Here is a 17,692-nt window from a genome sequence, read left to right on the forward strand (position 1 = left end):
GTGTTCCAGCAGGATGATTGCTGCTAGCTTTATACCGTCGCCTTCTCCTTATGAGCAAAGAATTGAGGTAGATGCTCTTTGTGTGCTTCTAGCAATTCATCCAGTACGGTTTGAGCAATGTCCCCGCTTGGTACGAGCGGATTCAGGGTGAAGGCTTGCAGTGCTATTGCATAGTCACCGGTGACCGCCGCTTCAATCGTCAGCTCTTCCATTGCCTTCATCACTTGCAGCAAGCCCCGCTGTGCAGGTGGGAATTTGCCAAAGTTGACAGGTTCGGCGCCATGGGCGCGAATGACACTGGTCACTTCGATGGCGCTATCATAAGGAACATCATCAATCGCACCATTGTTACGTGTACTAACCACCATCAATGTGCCTTTGTTGTTATAAATGGAATTAATGATCTCACAGGCTGCATCGCTGTAATGCGCACCGCCGCGTTTGGATAGTTCCTCTGGTTTGTAATCCAGATTTGGATCTTTATACAATTCAAATAGACTTTCTTCCAGACGTTTGACCACTTGACCCCGAGTTCCTTCGTTTTTGGCTTCCTCTAATTCTTCCTTGAGCATGTTATCCGTCATATAGTAATACCGATGGTAAGGACAAGGCAGCATTTTCAATTGACGAACTTGATCATACAGGAAGCGCATGTTCTTAATATTTTCAACGACTTTCTCTGGCTTTGCGCCCGGAGCGTACAGTCCTTCAATGACTTGCTCTGTTAATTCGGCCCCTGTTTTGTCATAAACTTTGTGCCAATGAAGGTGGTTAATCCCTGCAAATTTAAAGAACAACTCTTCTTCCGGTTTGTCCAGCACAGCTGATGCACTCTTGATCGCGCCGATTGGAACATTACATAATCCAATGACTTTATCCCACTGACCATAACGAAGCACAGCTTCGGTGACCATACCCGCAGGGTTGGTAAAATTAATCAACCATGCATTCGGACACAGTTCTTTCATATCTTCGACGATACTGAGGATAACGGGTATGGTGCGAAACGCTTTGAACATTCCTCCGGCACCATTGGTCTCCTGACCGATCATGCCATGTTTTAACGGAATACTTTCATCCTTAATCCGGGCTTCCAGCAAGCCTACCCGAAATTGGGTCGTTACAAAATCGGCGTCCTTCAACGCTTCCCGACGATCCAGGGTCAAATGTACCTCACAATCAATGCCTGCGGCCTTCACCATCCGTTTGGCCATGGCGCCTACAATCTCCAGTTTTTCACGTCCTGCCTCAATATCTACCAGCCACAATTCCCGAATGGGAAGCTCTGCATAACGTTTGATGAAGCCTTCTACTAATTCTGGTGTATAACTGGAACCTCCGCCAATGGTTGCAATCTTTATGCCTTTTTTCATGGTTAGTGCCTCCTAAGTATGTTTTTTAACCGCTTTCTTAAGCACAAATTCACTGTAATCCCTGTAATGCATTACAGGTCAAGCGCTTTTAAAAAACTTATTTTGGGAAGGTGACAATTATAGGGCGGGCACTACGAACATGCTGAACACGAACATGCTAAAATAGAAAGAACGAGGTGAGAAAAATGGCGAATATTCATGAAATTGCAAAGCTGGCAGGTGTATCCTCGGCTACGGTGTCCCGTGTCATTAACAACCATCCGTACGTAAGTGAACCGACAAGACAGCGTGTGCAGGAGGTCATAGACCGACTGGATTATGTTCCTAATTTAAATGCGGTATCTTTAAAAAAAGGTATGACCAAGCTTATAGGGATTATTTCACTTTCTTTTAATGACTCATTGGGTTTATTTGTGCGTGGATTTACAATGTATGCCCAGGAGCATGGCTTTAATATAGCGCTGTTTATTACGAATGGGGAGAAGGGGCGAGAACTTGAGGCGCTGGAAATGTTGCGGAGAAAGCAACTGGACGCCTTGGTCTGTATGATTCGTGTTAATGAGTGGAGTGTGATTGAGCATTATACAAAATATGGTCCGATTGTGACCTGGCAGCGTGTAAACATTGAGGCAATCCCGTCTGTATTTATGGATCAGTATCAGGGCTATACGCTGGCGTTGGAACATTTGTACGCCCGAGGATATCGGAAAATTGTGAATGTGTACGGCAGCATGCGGGGGTTGAACACAAAAGAACGCATTCGAGCTTATCATGACTTTTGCGAAAAATATGATTTGGATGCTGAGGCCTTCTCGCATTTTTATGATTTAAATTCAATAGAAGCTGGTGAACAAATAGCTCATTGGTGGGCAGAACGAGAACAAACAGATAGACCGGATGCCTTTGCCTGTTCTACCGATTATTTGGCAGCAGGTCTTTTGACTGAAGCACGGAGACTAGGTGTTTCTGTACCAAGCGATTTTGCAGTAGTAGGCTTTGATAACACCGAAATCTCGCATTTGCTTGATTTAACTACGATTCATTATCCGATAGACAAGCAAGCGGAGAATGCGTTCATTATGATTTGCAATGCCCTTGAAGGGTTGGATGAAACGATACATCATCTGGAATTCAAATTAGTAGAACGAGCGACCACCTGATTCCAAAAGGAACTTCATGTTAGTGGTTATTAATTACCATATTCAAGTTTATATAGTAGGAATAATGGAAGAAAAATGTTGACACATGTTAATAATTGGTGAATAATTTGAGGTGAAAGTATAAAATTTGGATTTTTTGTATGAAGGGTGGTTATGACTTGGGACATACACCTACGATTTTGGCGAAGTTAGAGGATTATTTAGGGGAAAATAATTTGACGCTGGCACAATTTGCCGAATATTCAGGTGTTCATCAAAGAACACTTAATAATTGGATTGCCAAGCATCGTCCTGTTGCGATACATCAGTTAGATCGAATCACTTGGGCTATGGGACTACCAGAGGGTTTTTTTTACGAACTATACATAGATAACTACATCATTGAGCGCTCCCCGGATTGGAGGCGAATTGAGCCGTTGTTGTTTCGCTGTGCGGAACTGGACAAGTTGGATGCTATCCAGCTTGTAGTGGGACATATTATGGACAATCTTCTATATTCCCCAAAGTTATTTGATGCAGCAGAAAAATTATTCGCACAAGGTCAGCACAATGCTGCATTGTTGCTCTACGAAGGGATTGCGGAAGGCGAGAAGTACCAGCACTCTGAACGCTTGGCTATCTGTCAGTATCGTCTGTTTACCATTCAGGTGGGGAACAATCAGATCCGAAATCTCAAGGCGGCTACACGATTTGAACCCTTTGTCGAACGTCTGAATGAAATAGATCAACTTGATGCGTTAAAAGATTTGGCGAATGTGTATCGTTCTCTGCGTGAATGGGACAAGCTCGATGCAACTGCTCGAAAAATGAGAGCCAAAGCGGAGATCCAATATTCTTTGAAACATCAACAGAAAAAGCGAGAGTGTGAGGAGTCTGAACAGAGGCTGAGTCGCCCGATGTTTGTGTACATTACCTATGCTGATTTACTGTGTGCGAGTGTCTGTGAAGCGCAAGGCGATTATCAGCAAGCATTACAATTTACGTACGCCTACACTGATTTAGATTGGGTGATCGAGACAGACCAGGAAACCCAACACTGGGTCAACTTGTTCAAGCATTGGGCAGAAGGTAATACGTTTGTAAATAGACTCCTATCTGGAGATACCAATGTGCTTCCTCATTATGTTGAATATATTGCATCCACATCAATCACTACCGAGAATGAAAAGCTATCCAAGTTGCTGAACGTTATGATTGCTGCTAACCGATATGCAATAGATATCAATGATATCCTTTCACGTTTTGAAGTGGAGATTAATTCTTTTGCTCTGCTATCACAATCTACTGATATGTACACCCAACAAGTGATGCCGGATTATTTTGCATGGTTTGGTTACGAACTGGCTTATTACTATTTAAGGCGGGGAATGTACAATGATGGCTTTAAACACTTAATATATGCACTGGTAAAAGCCCACCTCCTAAACAATGAGACTTATTTTATAAACTGTACAGGGCTTTTTGCACATTTCCAAGCACATGCGCTTCCCGAAACAAGGGAAGAGTATTTCAAACTATTAGAAAAGGTGTGGTTAGACAATGTTGAAAAAAATGATTCTGCTGGTCATCGCAGCTAGCTTCTTGTTTATTTTAGCAATGCCTGTTCAGTCGCATAACCAAAATCAAAGAATAACGCCTCACGTACAAATTGGAGGTGCTTAAACGGCTAGAAACAAAGACAATTCTCACCGACTAGTTCAAGTTTGGGGAGTTCAGCGACTATTAGAGAGCCAACAAAATAAGGTTAATCTCTAGGTCAGAATTGGCATGTATGCTCTATATTCATTGGATTTCTTTATGAAAAGGGCCTCTGTTCCACTTAATTAGTGGAAACGGAGGCTCTTTTAACGTGGATTTAGGGACATCTTTGTTTATGCAAACTTTTGGGATGTTCTTTTTTTGTTAGGCGCATCATTTGAAAATCCAAAAAACGTCTTTTTGTCATAAAATATGACATATAGGAGGGATCATGCTGATGAACCAAGGTGTGACTTTACTTTGTGTCGAACGAGCTAGGAAGAAACTGTACCAGGTCCAGAAAAAGTATGGATTTTTAACACATCCCAAAGTAATAGAACAATCTAAAAAGCTGGATGATCTGTTGAATCATTATCAAACATGTAGATCGGATCATTGAGAAATGATACCATATTTTTCTTTAATTCCTTGACCGCACCTCTAACCTGTTCTGACTGTGTCACGGCTGAAATCACCGCCACACCATCTGCACCTGCACGTGCGACTTCCTCAACACGGTCCACTGTAATACCTCCGATCCCAACAATCGGCACATCAATTCCCGCTTTACGCATCTCATATAAAATTGCCGGTCCCTGTACGGCATGGGCATCATCTTTCGAGATGGTGGGATAGATGGGTCCGACGCCGAGATAATCAGCACCTTGCAGGATGGCTCGACGTGCTTCCTCAATGGTATGGGCAGAGACGCCTAGAATTCGATTTCCGATTCGCTCGCGGACGGATTCGGCGGATTCATCGTCCTGACCGATGTGAACACCGTCGGCGTCGAGTTCAAGAGCCAGCTCCACATCGTCATTGATGATGAAGGGGACACCAGCGTGACGGCACAGTTCCTGTAGCTGGCACGCAAGTTCGAACATAGGAACGCCCGTTAACGCGCCGAGACCCTTTTCCCGGAACTGGACCATGGTTGCGCCGCCAGCCAGAGCCTCTTGCACGACCCAGCCTGGTTCCGCGAGGCAATTCACGCTTCCAAGCACCAGGTACATCTGTAGCTGGCGGCGCACCACCTCTGACAACATTCTACCGCTCATAGCAGCACCTCCTGACGACGTCGGTAGGCCCAATGATTGGTGGGTCCATGTCCTTGTCCAAGCTGCAAAGGTTCCTCAATCGCTGCCTGGATGAAGGCTTTGCCATTCGAGATAGCCTCCGGTACAGACATCCCTTTCCCTAATTCCGCGGTAATCGCTGCTGAGAAGGTGCATCCTGTTCCGTGTGTATGAACAGTCCGTACTCGCTTGCCGCTCAGCTCTGTAAAGGCGGTTCCGTCAAAGAGCAGGTCCACAATCTGTTCGCTGCTCTCGCTCTCGTCAGCGTGGCCACCCTTGATCACAACGAATTTTGATCCCATACTGCTAATATGTCTCGCAGCCTCGCGGCGATCCTCCATCGTATGGATACTGATCCCTGTCAGGGCTTCCGCCTCCGGGATATTCGGTGTAACGACCAGGGCCAAGGGGAGCAGGTCGTCCTTCAGAGCCTGCATCGCTTCTGGCTGCAGCAGCTTTGCGCCTCCCTTGGCAATCATCACGGGATCGACGACAACCTTTTTCCAGCCGAACTTTCGAATCTGCTTGCTCACAAGACGGATGATGCCCGCATTAAACAGCATGCCAGTCTTCAGGGCATCCACTCCAAGGTCTAATCCTACAGCTTCGATCTGTTCCGCTGTTGCTTCCTGTGGCAGCGGATATACGCCGTGGACCCCTAAAGTATTCTGTACGGTAATGGCCGTAATAGCCGACATGCCGTAAACGCCAAGCTCCTGAAAGGTTTTGAGATCGGCTTGAATTCCGGCCCCGCCGCCACTGTCCGAACCGGCAATCGTCAGCGCTCTGGGTACACGAACGTCTGTCATCGCGCACCACCTGCTGTGGTTGTTCCGGCTTCACGGACAGTGACATGCCCCTCTAGCGAACCTGTATGTAGTTTGGCGAGCTCGTCGAGAAAGGCAATCTGGAAGCTGCCGGGCCCCAGCTCTGCGGTACGTGCTGCGGCTCGGGAAGCTGCTGCACCGTAAAATGCCAAGCCTGCTGTACCTGCGAGCAGCAGGTTGGGTTCAACAGCTGCAAAGGCACCTAACACAGAGGTCAGCAGGCAGCCTGCTCCGGTTACCTTCGTGAGCAGCGCGTCTCCACCGCTAATCATTCGTACTTCGGCCCCATCGGTGATGACGTCCTCTTTTCCAGTAATGACAACCATTGTATTGAGCGTTCGAGCAGCCCGAATTGCCAGATCGACATTTCCGCTGTCAGCACTGTCACCAGCATCTACGCCTTTAATCTCACGCGCTTCTCCAACAAGATGCGCGACTTCGGCTGCATTGCCCCGCACCAATGAGATTTTGACTTTTCTCAGGATTCGCAGTGCCGACTCAGTTCTAAAGCTCGTTGCTCCCGCACCGACCGGATCTAGCAGGACCGGAACACCGTGTGCATTCGCCGATTGTCCAGCAATGATCATGGCATCCACCAGTTCGCGGTTCAGCGTACCGATGTTTAACACGACGGCTCCCGCTATTTTTGCCATGTCTGCTACTTCCTCGAGTGCATAGGCCATCACCGGGGAGGCGCCCAATGCATACAGGCCGTTGGCCGTAAAGTTAGTGACTACCACATTGGTCATATTGTGAACGAGGGGTTTGCTGTTTTGTACCTTCGTCAGGAGATCCGAATAACTTTTTTCCCATGTACTCATAATGATTATCCTCTCTATAGTTGGTGGTTCAACAGGGCATTAACTGTACTTCACGCATCGAATTGCCAAGCTGACTATTCCAAGACCGCTGCCTGTATCTGGACCGGCCATTCTTCCTGCTTATAGGCCATGTCCCAGAACTTATATTCCAGCTGGCAGCTCAGTATAAAATGCTCAATCATCCGCTCTCGCTCAGCAGCCGTTGCGCCTTCCGCCCAAGCATCTACACGTTCTCGGAACTTGAGTGTTGTATCATCAAGCTGGTCTCCATAGAAGCCCATCCATTCATAGAACGGATGAGACTCATCCGGCTTTACTTCATCCAGCAGCCTGCGACCAATCTCGGCATACGTCCACATACATGGCAGCAGCACAGCCAAGATCTCGCCCAGGCTGCCCTCATGCGCAACCGTCAGCATGTGACGGATATAGTGATGAGCCGACGGAGCGAGCGGATATCCCTGCAACTCTTCATAGCTCACCCCTGCGACAGCACAGAAATTTTGATGCGGATGAACCTCGCTGTGGAGAATAAAAGAGATTTGTTCATTAAATACAGCCATGTCCTCCCGATTCGTGCATTTGGAGATTGCGATGCCGTATATCCGCATGTAGGCGTTCAAATATTCAAAGTCCTGTTTTACATAGTGAATCAGCTGTCCCCTTGTCAAACTTCCTTCAGCAATACCTCTCACAAAGGGATGCTCAAAAATCGCTTGAAAAATGCCGTCCGCCTGCCGACGGAGTTCTTGTGTAAAACTCAATTTCCCCACCTCCATTAAATTGAAGAGCAAGAAGTCCTGTAAGAATATAATTCCGGAACAACGCTAAAAAGCCGCCCCGGAAAAATGGAGCGGCTTCAACAATAGGCCCAATACGCAAAAAACGCTTGAAACCTTATATACGAAGGCTCCACTTTCCTACGCTAGTACGAACTAGATCAGGTTCAAAGGGTCCAAGATACGCTCTTGTCTCAGCCATAGTGGCTCCCCTAGTGGACTTCTATTCTTTTGACTATTACTGTACATTCGTTCATATGCTATGTCAAACATAGTGTACAAAATATTAAATTTCCTCTAGTTAGGTGTTTTGGGCTTAGTGAGGGTGATGAATTACACTTTCCACTGCTTTGACCTTGGCATATTTCGGTTTCCACATTGCATCTTGTATAGCTTGTTCCACATCTGAAATGTGCGCCTGCGCTACCTGATCCTGAATCGCGGCTTTTGCAACCGCAATCGCAACAGCGTACGAAACTTCGCGTAATTTTCGGATATGAGGGAGTAGCGCACCGCCAGGCGTATTCGAATCTACACCATTGGCAACAGCAACTGCTGCCGCTGTAAACATCGCAGGGGTAATCCTTTTGGCTTTAACCACAATCGCACCCAGACCCAGTCCCGGAAAAACAAAGGCATTGTTCGCCTGTCCAATCTCAAAATTTGTATCGTTATAGGTAACGGGCTCAAAAGGACTTCCGGTTGCGATCAGTGCTCTGCCATCTGTCCACCGGATCAAATCCTCGGGTACTGCTTCTGCAAGGTTTGTAGGATTGGACATGGGCATAATGATCGGGCGTTCTACATGCTTTGCCATCTCCTTGATGATCTCTTCAGAAAAGGCACCTGCTACACCGGAAGTTCCAATCAATATCGTAGGCTTCACCTGACGGATGACCTCCAGTAGCGGTATTTTGCCGTCACCCGACCGGGTCCATGAGCTGACTTCATCCTTTTTGCGCACATACGGTTTCTGATACTCCAATACGTCTTCCATATCTTCCGTTAACAGCCCGCGATAATCAAAGGCCCAAAAGGACTTGAATGAATCATCTACGGAAAGGCCATCCTCGATCATAGCGCCCCGAATTTGATCAGCGTTACCGATCCCTGCAGCCCCTGGGCCGAAAACAAGTATTTTTTGTTCACGCAGCGGAGTCTTGGTGACACCCACCGCCGAAAGAATCGCAGCCAGGGTCACTGCTCCTGTACCTTGTATATCATCGTTGAAGGTGAGTATGCTTTGACCGTATTTTCCTATAATATGGCGCGCATTAACGCTACCCACATCTTCCCAATGTAAAAGCGCCTTCGGGAATTGCGCTAACGTTTTGCTGATAAAAGTATCAATAAACTGGTTATAGGCTTCTCCGCGAACTCGTTTATGGCGGTTTCCGATGTACAGTGGATCATTCAGCAGCTTTTCATTATTCGTGCCTACATCCAGTACAATTGGCAGCACCCGCCCAGGATGAATGCCTGCCGCAGCCGTATACACTGCAAGCTTGCCGATAGCAATGTTAATCCCCCCGACGCCCCAGTCACCAATCCCTAAAATACTTTCGGAATCTGTCACGACGATCAGATCCACATCATGGCCATTCAAACCAGAATTATGGAATGCTTGTCCAATACCGTTCGGGTTATCTATCGACAAATATATGCCTCCAGGGCGGTTGTACTCGTGACTATATTCTTGAATCGCGGTTCCTACGGTCGGCGTGTAGACTACGGGCAGCATTTCACTCAAATGATCGGTTAGCAGCCGGTAGTAGAGTACGACATTTCGGTTGTGAAGGTCGTTGAGAGAAGCATTTTTTCGCAGCATGGTGGGTTGTGCCAGAAACTGCTGATATGCCCGTACGCTCTGTTTCTCCAATGAAAGGACGGTTGGAGGAAGGATTCCTTCCAAACCCAGCTCCTTGCGTTCTTCTTCTGTAAAAGCGACACCTTTGTTCAAAAGGGGATTTGCCAACACATCCTTTCCCCGTAATGGAGTAGATAATGACCCATCGCGATTGACATAAAATGCTTCCATAGAAAGACCTTCCTTCTCTTCATTTACATATTGTAAGGATTTCACAAAATTCGATTCCAGTCGCTCCGAAGTGCAAGATATAGACGAACTAAACCATTTCGATCTATATCTTGTTCATTGAAAGTCGCTTATCGGATTTTTGCAAAATTTTCAAGATGACATGTTGTCCATAGTATGGACGTGCGAATCTGTTTTATTCTTCTATTTATCTATGACAAAATAACCATATATATTTCCTTCTGTTGATCTAAAAGAACTAATTTTAGATATAGATGCGCTAACTAATTCTGATGGTTTTGGTTCTAATGAATCAGGTCTAAATACTCTATTTTTATCAAATATGAAAATCAGTTTTTCTTCTCTTATATCCTTATATATCATGGAGTGTCAGCTATTTTGTTAAGGAAATATGAAGTATTTGGACATTAATTTAACTCCTATAAGCAAACATTCTTAATTCTTTTTCAACAAAATAGAACTATTCGGAGGAAAAGGAGAGGTTTGTGTGCAGGGACCTATAGCCATTTTTAGCGATAACGACAGGGCTATTGATTATCCCAATGTGATTTGTTTTTACCAATATATACAGTGCGAGGACACGGAGGCAGCTTCAGTCTACGAGAACGCATGTTGTTGCCTGATTGATTATAGGGAGCCGGGGCAGGCGGTGCGGAAAGCCAATCAGATCCGTAGCCAATTTCCGCAAATGCCATTGTTACTGGTGACGGATGTAACAATTCCGTTCAGTGATCAGCATATGGTGCAAATCACCGGAGTAGGCCGTTTGCGCCTGCTATTTTGGCAAGCCAATGACACCGAAGAAATGCTTTCGGAAATACAAAGCTTGCTCTATCCCGAGTATTCGACCAAAAGCCAACATATTGCATTTATCTTGTCTGTATATAACGAAGAGCAACGTTTTGTTCATGTCAAAACCTTTGCTGAACGACTGCAAGCCTTTATCCGCAGCCATATTATTGAAGGTTCGATTTATCTCATTGATGATGGCAGTCACGATGGTACCAATGCCTTGATTAAAGCGCTGGAGGCAGCAACGGACTTGTCCGTAAACAGGATTAATCAGAATCTTAGCCCGCTGCTTCAAACAAGGGAATTGGGACGCAATACACGTAAGGCAGGGACGTATCTGGAAGGGATGCGGACCATAGGTGCGGATTACTACGTATTTGTGGATGCGGACGACTCCTTTTTTATTGAGGATATTGCCAGAATGATTAATGTTGTTCAGCAGGGCTATTATGATGTCGTGATCGGAACCAAGGATATGACCGCCGAGAATCGATCTTTATTGCGATCTGTTGTCAGCTTTGGTAAGCGGGTCATTTCCCGTCCTTTTTTACCAACAGGTGTGGTAGATTCGCAGACTGGGCTTAAAGTGATGAGTTCGGTTGCAGTGAAACGGATGTTTCCGCATTTAAAGGAACAGCTCGGACTGGCGCTGGATCTAGAAATGATGTTTATTGCCAAGCGACTCCAGCTTCGTGTGCTGCAATTACCCGTCAAATGTATTGACCGCGATGGATCGCACATTCATGTCTGGAAGGATTCTATTCGTTTTTTACGCTCCATCATTGATATTTGGCGACTGGATCGGCGGGTGAGATAACAACGTGAACAACCGATTGCGATCGTTGATGTTCCCTCTCTTTAATGTGCTGCTTAACGGATTTAATTTTTTCTTCCACATTGCAGCGAGCTGGTATCTTACCGGACAAGCTTATGGCCAGGCGAATGCGCTGCTGGCACTTTTTGCACTTTTATCCGTTTTGGGTTTATCCATCCAGCTATTAACCGCCAAACTGGTCTCTAAGGGAGACCAAAAGCTTGCGCTACGAAGCTTACCGCTCGGTTCTTTATTACTCAAAGCACCTCTGGTGCTAACCGTGCTTGCCATGATCATTTTACTCATCTTTCATCCGTTACTGCGTTCGCTATTAGGCGTCGAATCCGGCCCGCTGTTCATGCTGTATGGCTTGATCGGACTGCATATTCTTGTAAGTTCGTGCCGCGGAGATTTACAGGGCAGGGAACGCATGTTGGCGCTCAATGTGAACTATTACATTGAGGTATTAGGGAAGCTGAGCCTGTTTTTTGTTCTGGCTGCACTGGGGTTAAAGCTGGAAGCCCTACTGTTAGCAAGCTGTGGAGGAATGTTGCTGTCGCTGCTCCACGGCTGGATCGTTTCGGCTCGTGGCTTGTCCTTATTCACATACAGTGGAGAACATATCCCTTCTGGGCTATGGAAATCATTGGGTCAGGATTTCACCGATAGCCTTATGACGAATTTATTCATTTTGTTTTGTATCTCCATCGACATGTTGTATGTACAGCATTACTTTCCTGAGCAGGCCAGCAGCTATGCCATTGCGCTGAAGTACAGCCAGTTGGTCTATTACGTTTCGTATAGTCTAATTGCTGCCTTTATTCCAAAGATCGGTGCGCAGGGGCATGACCGCCAAGCTTTGGGCAAGTTGATTGCCGTCTATGCCGGTTTAATGGCTATAGCTGCAATCTGTGTATATGTGGGCACGACCTTTGTGTTCCCTTCCTCTATTCCCATATTATTCGGAGCCTCTTACCAATCGGCCGAGGCCTATATTCCATGGGGAGGATGGGTGTACTGGCTATTTTCCATCGTGCTGTTTTTTGTGCATGTGCACGTATTGGTGGGCAGACGCAAATTTATGTTCAGTCTGATGGCAGGAGCCGCGGCTTTATTAGTAGCCTTTCATATTGCCCACACAGATCCGGTAGATTTTTTGCTATCTGAGTTCATAGTTTACGGGGCTATGGCTCTCTACTTTGTGATAGACGCCTATGTGCATTTGTTCAAAATAAAGATAAAGGGGGATTTACCCCATGAATACCATACATGAACAGGACGGTAAAACCGTAGTTCTATTGCTTTCCTGGCGTGACATTCGTTCACCTAAAAGCGGGGGAGCAGAAATTTTTACCCATGAAATGCTTAAACGCTCACAGCAAGGACGTTTCCAGTTCATTCATTTTTCACCCCAATTTGAGGGGATGCCTGAGCATGAAATTATTGACGGTATTACGTATATTCGAAAAGGGAACATATACAGTGTTATTTATTATGCGATGCGCTATTACCGTCGTCATCGAGGGAAGATCGATTATGTGATTAACCAGGCGAATACGCATCAATTCTTTACCCGATTTTGGGTGGAGGCATCCAAGCGGATCTTTTTCATACATCAACTAACAAGGGAAATATGGTTTGAGAACGCCAAATTCCCGCTAAATGTTATTGGGTTTCATATGGAGCCCTTGATGCTTAAGCTGGCTCGTAAGGATCGGACGCTTACGGTATCTCCGTCTACCCGATATGATCTGCTTAAGCTGGGCTTTCACCCGGATCGTGTTCATCTTTTACCGGAAGGCATTGAGTTTGATCATTGGCCGCGCGAACAATTTTTAACGAAGGAGCCTAATCCGACCTTCATGTATGCTGGGCGCTTCGTCAAATATAAAGGTATTGATCTGGTCGTTGAGGCCTTTGGGCAGCTCAAGGAAAAGTTCCCTCAGGCTATGTTATGGATTGCCGGAAAAACCGATAAAACCTATGTAGCAGAACAATTAGTGCCGATTATGAAACAGTATGGTTTGACATACGGAGAACCGGATGAACAGGGGCAATCGCAAGCCGATATTACCTTTTACGGATTTGTTTCAGCAGAGCATAAGCTGGAGCTGATGAGTCGTGCCCACGCGCTCGTATTTCCTTCCTTACGTGAAGGCTGGGGTTTGACGATTACCGAAGCGGCAGCCGTTGGAACCCCTAGCATTGTCAGCAATTCACCGGGTCTGGTGGATGCAACGGATTTCGGAAAAAGCGGGTATCTATGCTTTCACGGAGACATCCGAGGATTATCTGAACAAATGGAAAGAGCAGCGAAGGGCGGCGAAGATTACATGGCTATCCGTGAGCGGGCGTATCAATATGCGTTAAGATTCCATTTTGATCATACGGCTGCTGCGTTTGAGCAGTTGATGGAAGATTGGGTAGAGGAGGCGGAACAGAGTGGACAAAGTGGTCATTCTCTTCTCCACGTACAACAATGAACGGACGATAGAGCCTTGTTTGCGAAGCTGTATGGGGCAAAATTACAAGGATCTGCATATTGTAATTGCTGATGATGGCTCCAATGACCGGACCGTTGAGACGATTCGTATGCTGTCGGCAGGGAGTTCAGTACCCGTAACGGTATTGGAGCTTCCCCATGGGGAGCGGGGAGTCGCTAGGGTCAGGGCAGTTGAGGAAGCGAAACGCTTGGGTGCCGAATACATATTTGTATTGGATTCCGATATGATTTTAGCCGAACATCTGATTCAGCAGAGCATTGACTTTTTTGACGATCATCAGGATATTGGCGCCTTGGTCGTTCCGGAAGAGGCGTATTCGGAAGCAAATAATTTTTTTTCCAAAGTGAAAGTTTTTGAGCGAAATGTGATTAACAATGCGGGTGAGACCTTGGGAAAACGCTCCATTGAAGCGGCACGCTTCTGGCGAATGAGCGCTTACGAATCGACGGGCGGGTTTAATGCGGAGCAAATTGCTTTTGAAGAAATACAGCCGACCTTGCGTTATATAGAGTCTGGCGGAGTCATTCGCCGGGCGGTATTTACACGGGTATACCATGATGAAAAACAGGTGTATCTGCACGATGTATTACGTAAAAAAGCCTACTACTTTTCGGTGATGGATCGTACGATGTCATCTGAAGAGGGCGGATTGCGAAAAGCGCTGGAACGTTGGTACTTCTTCCGTCCGGTGCTGTATACATGGGGGAATTTGAAAAACTATATCCGTCACCCCTTGCTGACGATGGGGATGTTGTGGATGTATGTATGCCTGACTGTGATTGGGGTAGCCGCCGTGTTAAAGGGCGGCACCCGTCACTCAGGCGATCTCGCTAAGGCGGATAAGGCGTAACGATGAATGGCCGAGGGTCAGTGTATCCAGCGTGTATAAGTCGGGATCGGAAGATTCCGACTCCTCATACGGTATATATAATGAATGCGTGGTTAACTGAATACCTTCCCCGTCAGGATGACGTAGTGAGCAGCCGACAGGATACAGCTCAGCGAGTGCAATGTGTACAGCGGTTACGATATCTTGTTCATTCAGCAGCACATAGGGTCGGTACGGTGCATTCAAAATGCTGTCTATAAAAACTGACAGGTTGGAAGCTACGTTCTGGTCTGCATGTAGGCTGTTTCGGTTGAGTTTGGCCTGATCAAGCGCTTCATACAGTATTTTTTTTAGCGTATCATCATCCAGCTCCAGCGGTTTCGTCAAAAAACGGAACACACCGACTTGGTTAATCGCCGATAAAATGGACTGCGTATGCAGGTGACCAGACAAAATAATTCGTACGATATGTGGATAATCCTTCTTAATCATGCGAAGGAAGGTAATCCCATCCAGACCAGGCATGAGCAGATCGGAAACTACCACATCAATCGGGTGCTGTTCCAGCACTTGTAAGGCTTCTTTGGGCGTGTGAGCGGTATGTAAGGTGAATGCTTCTTGCGTCAAGGTCCGTTCAAGCAGGGACAGAACCATAGGGCTGTCGTCAACAAATAGAATGTTTTGGGGTGTCATAAGAACTGCGCAACTCCAATCAGGAAGTAAGAAATGAGGAACTACATGTATAATATCAGCGTTTTGGCATTTTTGAAAGATGTCAATACAGAACGGGCGTTGCGTCTTTTTTGTGAACGATTTGATTCGGCTGAACATGCCCTCTGGGAAAAAGGTATGCGTCTCCTTCATCAGTATCATGCTGCACGGCATACAGGAGTGACCCTGGCTGTCTCCAGCGCACTTCAGCATATGGACGATCGTCATGATATTTACGTTGTTGATCTGCGAGAATACGGCGAGGAAGAGCTGGATCGCTTATATATCGCAAAAACATGCGAGTTGATCCTACTGACGGACGGGGCAACGGAAACCGCTGCGAGGTTTGCTGCACTCCAGCGCCGTACTCCCCGGTTGCTGTGCGCACGGCTACCGCTGGTCAGCTACGAGCTGGAATGCCTGATGCAGGCTATTTTGAGCCGTCTTGAACAGAATGGAGGGGACAGGGGAGCATGAAGCAATGGGCTTTGTTGAAACCAGGTTGGCAAAAGCTGATCCTGTACCTGATCGTTCTGGGTGTGACATTGTTCTTGGCCGCTGTGCTTCAATGGTTTGTTGTGCGGCAATTCAGTGGTCACTTGGCGGAGATTCAGAACGAGCAGCTCCAGTATGAGGTACAGGAACTTTCCAGCAGCATAACCGAGCGTTATGCCGCATGGCAGACTGAACTGAAGGAGCTGTCGTCCAGTCTGGGCAGAGATATGCTGAATCAGGGAACACGCCAGTATCCTGAAGGGTTTAAGCGTGAAAGCGGCGGGGCCTTTTATGTGCTGGATGAGCAGTATCATGTGATGGTCGGGCGAGACAATCGTGAGATGAAAAGTGCGGTCCAGCAGATTAAATGGCTGCAAAATGGTTGTGCAGTAAGCTCTTTTGTAACAGAGGATCATCAGCCTGCCCAGTATATAGCATGCAGGATTCAAGGAGCGCAGATGGGCGGTTTTATGGTGCGCACGGTTGACGCTGATATGCTCAGCGGGATTATTAAAAGTAAACCGGTTAACCAGCATGAGACTTTATTTTATAACGGTCAATTTAAGGTCGTAGCTTCCCGAAGTACTCCGGATATTAACCGAACGGACATCACGGGCGTAACCCGTAGGCTGCTGGAGGGCAATACAGGTGTCATTGAAGATGACGGTGAGAAACACGGAATAGGATTCAGCCGCATTGGGGAAGAGGCCCTTTACATATCGATTAAGGATGTCAGCGAGGATACAGCACAGCGAATCAGCTCCTTTCGCAAACAATTGTGGATGGTCATGGTTCTGATATTGTTCATTCTGTGGGCCATGCTCGTACAGTTCCGCAAAAGGATTGTAAAGGATGCCATCGTGAACAATCAGGTGCGTGACCAACGGCGCGATGAAGATATGCGACAGCAGCAGGACACATATTATTTGCCGTTAATGCAGACGATTGAGCAGCAGCTACAAGAGCTGCAAGAGCAGACTAGCCGTCTCACAGGCGGTGATGATTTGAAGCTGCTGGGATTTTATCATGATCTAGCAAACCGTTTTGAAGCGGCTTCCAGTCAGGGAAAAGGAGCCTCTCATGAGGAACTGGAGTATTTTCGCGAGTTGAATGAAAATTTCATCCAGGGTCGTCTCAGACAGGAATCCTCACTGGGAGAGTTACTGACGGGAGTCCGTAGCTTGCGCGATGAGCTGGAAGAGAAGATGCATGATAATAGTGGAATTAGCTTTACAGATATGAATGAAGTATTGTCTGAGTCGCTGAAATGGGCGAACCGTTCATTGAACATGAAGAACATTCAAGTGATCTTGCGGCAAGAGCCTGTTCCATCGATTGCAGCACAAGCACCCATGCTGTACAAAACGATTCAGGGGCTGCTGGAAAATGCAGTTCAGGCCATGGGCCAAGGTGAAGAGCAGCCTGAGAATCAGGAAAAGGGCCGAACAGGTCTGCGGTCCAAGCGGCAATCTCAAGTGCTTAAGGTTAGTTCACGGCTGGAAGAAGGAGAAATTATTATTAACATTGAAGACACGGGCGGCGGGATTGATGATAAAATGCGTTGGAGCTATTTCCAGCCAGACTATTCCCAAAACTCCCAGGAGCATGCGTTCAGCCTGTATCATATGGATGCATACCTGAAGACCATAGGCGGTCGTTTAAAGCTGCGTAATACCGATCAGGGCTTGCAGGCAATCGTTCGTTTGAGGAGATAGGCC

Annotated in this window: 16 protein-coding genes and 1 riboswitch; of the genes, 9 read left to right on the forward strand and 7 right to left on the reverse strand. The window is 46.7% G+C overall.

Annotation, left to right across the window (positions count from 1 at the left end; all coding sequences use genetic code 11):
* Positions 1-29 precede the first annotated feature (29 nt).
* Complete coding sequence (locus tag MHB54_RS19295) at positions 30-1,373, reverse strand: 6-phospho-beta-glucosidase (protein WP_023990022.1); 1,344 nt, start codon at positions 1,371-1,373, stop codon at positions 30-32.
* A 185-nt stretch (positions 1,374-1,558) separates the two neighbouring features.
* On the opposite strand from MHB54_RS19295, the gene MHB54_RS19300 reads away from it, so the two are divergent.
* The 3 genes from MHB54_RS19300 (at position 1,559) to MHB54_RS19310 (ending at position 4,670) form a co-directional block, all read left to right on the forward strand.
* The gene (locus tag MHB54_RS19300) at positions 1,559-2,533 is read left to right on the forward strand and encodes a LacI family DNA-binding transcriptional regulator (protein ID WP_340981793.1); all 975 of its coding nucleotides are present in this window, start codon (positions 1,559-1,561) and stop codon (positions 2,531-2,533) included.
* Positions 2,534-2,691: 158 nt separating this feature from the next.
* Positions 2,692-4,110, forward strand: coding sequence for a helix-turn-helix domain-containing protein (locus tag MHB54_RS19305; protein ID WP_071559582.1), 1,419 nt, complete (start codon positions 2,692-2,694; stop codon positions 4,108-4,110).
* A gap of 392 nt (positions 4,111-4,502) precedes the next feature.
* Complete coding sequence (locus MHB54_RS19310; RefSeq protein WP_071558335.1) at positions 4,503-4,670, forward strand: aspartyl-phosphate phosphatase Spo0E family protein; 168 nt, start codon at positions 4,503-4,505, stop codon at positions 4,668-4,670.
* On the opposite strand, the gene thiE is transcribed toward MHB54_RS19310, so the two are convergent.
* From thiE to MHB54_RS19335, 5 genes are all read right to left on the reverse strand, one after another.
* Positions 4,615-5,328, reverse strand: a complete 714-nt coding sequence (gene thiE / locus MHB54_RS19315; RefSeq protein ID WP_340982139.1) for a thiamine phosphate synthase — start codon at positions 5,326-5,328, stop codon at positions 4,615-4,617. The two genes, MHB54_RS19310 and thiE, sit on opposite strands and share 56 nt — an antisense overlap.
* On the reverse strand, positions 5,325-6,155 hold the full coding sequence (gene thiD, locus MHB54_RS19320; protein ID WP_071558336.1) for a bifunctional hydroxymethylpyrimidine kinase/phosphomethylpyrimidine kinase: 831 nt from the start codon (positions 6,153-6,155) through the stop codon (positions 5,325-5,327). Before thiD ends, thiE begins: the two co-directional genes overlap by 4 nt.
* A complete protein-coding gene (thiM, locus tag MHB54_RS19325; protein ID WP_340981794.1) occupies positions 6,152-6,994 on the reverse strand; it encodes a hydroxyethylthiazole kinase in 843 nt (280 codons plus the stop codon). The genes thiD and thiM overlap by 4 nt, the downstream gene beginning before the upstream one ends.
* Positions 6,995-7,068: 74 nt before the next feature.
* Positions 7,069-7,758, reverse strand: a complete 690-nt coding sequence (gene tenA, locus MHB54_RS19330; protein WP_071558338.1) for a thiaminase II — start codon at positions 7,756-7,758, stop codon at positions 7,069-7,071.
* A 136-nt stretch (positions 7,759-7,894) separates the two neighbouring features.
* Positions 7,895-7,997: riboswitch (TPP riboswitch) on the reverse strand.
* A 92-nt stretch (positions 7,998-8,089) separates the two neighbouring features.
* On the reverse strand, positions 8,090-9,811 hold the full coding sequence (locus tag MHB54_RS19335) for an NAD-dependent malic enzyme (protein WP_340981796.1): 1,722 nt from the start codon (positions 9,809-9,811) through the stop codon (positions 8,090-8,092).
* 505 nt (positions 9,812-10,316) lie between these two features.
* Between MHB54_RS19335 and MHB54_RS19340 the strand changes: the two genes are divergently transcribed.
* Genes MHB54_RS19340 through MHB54_RS19355 form a run of 4 tightly spaced genes read left to right on the forward strand, consistent with a single transcriptional unit; the run spans position 10,317 to position 14,789 of the window.
* Positions 10,317-11,438 (forward strand): glycosyltransferase, encoded by a 1,122-nt coding sequence (locus tag MHB54_RS19340; protein ID WP_028541542.1) that lies wholly within the window; start codon positions 10,317-10,319, stop codon positions 11,436-11,438.
* A gap of 4 nt (positions 11,439-11,442) precedes the next feature.
* Entirely contained in the window at positions 11,443-12,708 is a 1,266-nt protein-coding gene (locus tag MHB54_RS19345; protein WP_068941715.1) for a transporter, read from the forward strand.
* Complete coding sequence (locus tag MHB54_RS19350; protein ID WP_023990011.1) at positions 12,692-13,918, forward strand: glycosyltransferase family 4 protein; 1,227 nt, start codon at positions 12,692-12,694, stop codon at positions 13,916-13,918. The genes MHB54_RS19345 and MHB54_RS19350 overlap by 17 nt, the downstream gene beginning before the upstream one ends.
* Complete coding sequence (locus MHB54_RS19355; RefSeq protein WP_023990010.1) at positions 13,878-14,789, forward strand: glycosyltransferase family 2 protein; 912 nt, start codon at positions 13,878-13,880, stop codon at positions 14,787-14,789. Before MHB54_RS19350 ends, MHB54_RS19355 begins: the two co-directional genes overlap by 41 nt.
* Here the strand turns inward: MHB54_RS19355 and MHB54_RS19360 are convergent.
* Complete coding sequence (locus MHB54_RS19360) at positions 14,757-15,461, reverse strand: response regulator (RefSeq protein ID WP_023990009.1); 705 nt, start codon at positions 15,459-15,461, stop codon at positions 14,757-14,759. The two genes, MHB54_RS19355 and MHB54_RS19360, sit on opposite strands and share 33 nt — an antisense overlap.
* Positions 15,462-15,506: 45 nt before the next feature.
* Between MHB54_RS19360 and MHB54_RS19365 the strand changes: the two genes are divergently transcribed.
* Both MHB54_RS19365 and MHB54_RS19370 read left to right on the forward strand, forming a co-directional pair.
* Positions 15,507-15,956, forward strand: coding sequence for a hypothetical protein (locus MHB54_RS19365; RefSeq protein WP_028541546.1), 450 nt, complete (start codon positions 15,507-15,509; stop codon positions 15,954-15,956).
* Complete coding sequence (locus tag MHB54_RS19370) at positions 15,953-17,689, forward strand: ATP-binding protein (protein WP_068941713.1); 1,737 nt, start codon at positions 15,953-15,955, stop codon at positions 17,687-17,689. The genes MHB54_RS19365 and MHB54_RS19370 overlap by 4 nt, the downstream gene beginning before the upstream one ends.
* Positions 17,690-17,692: the final 3 nt, after the last annotated feature.

Source organism: Paenibacillus sp. FSL M7-0802, from assembly GCF_038004945.1.
Taxonomy (GTDB): Bacteria; Bacillota; Bacilli; order Paenibacillales; family Paenibacillaceae; genus Paenibacillus; species Paenibacillus polymyxa_B.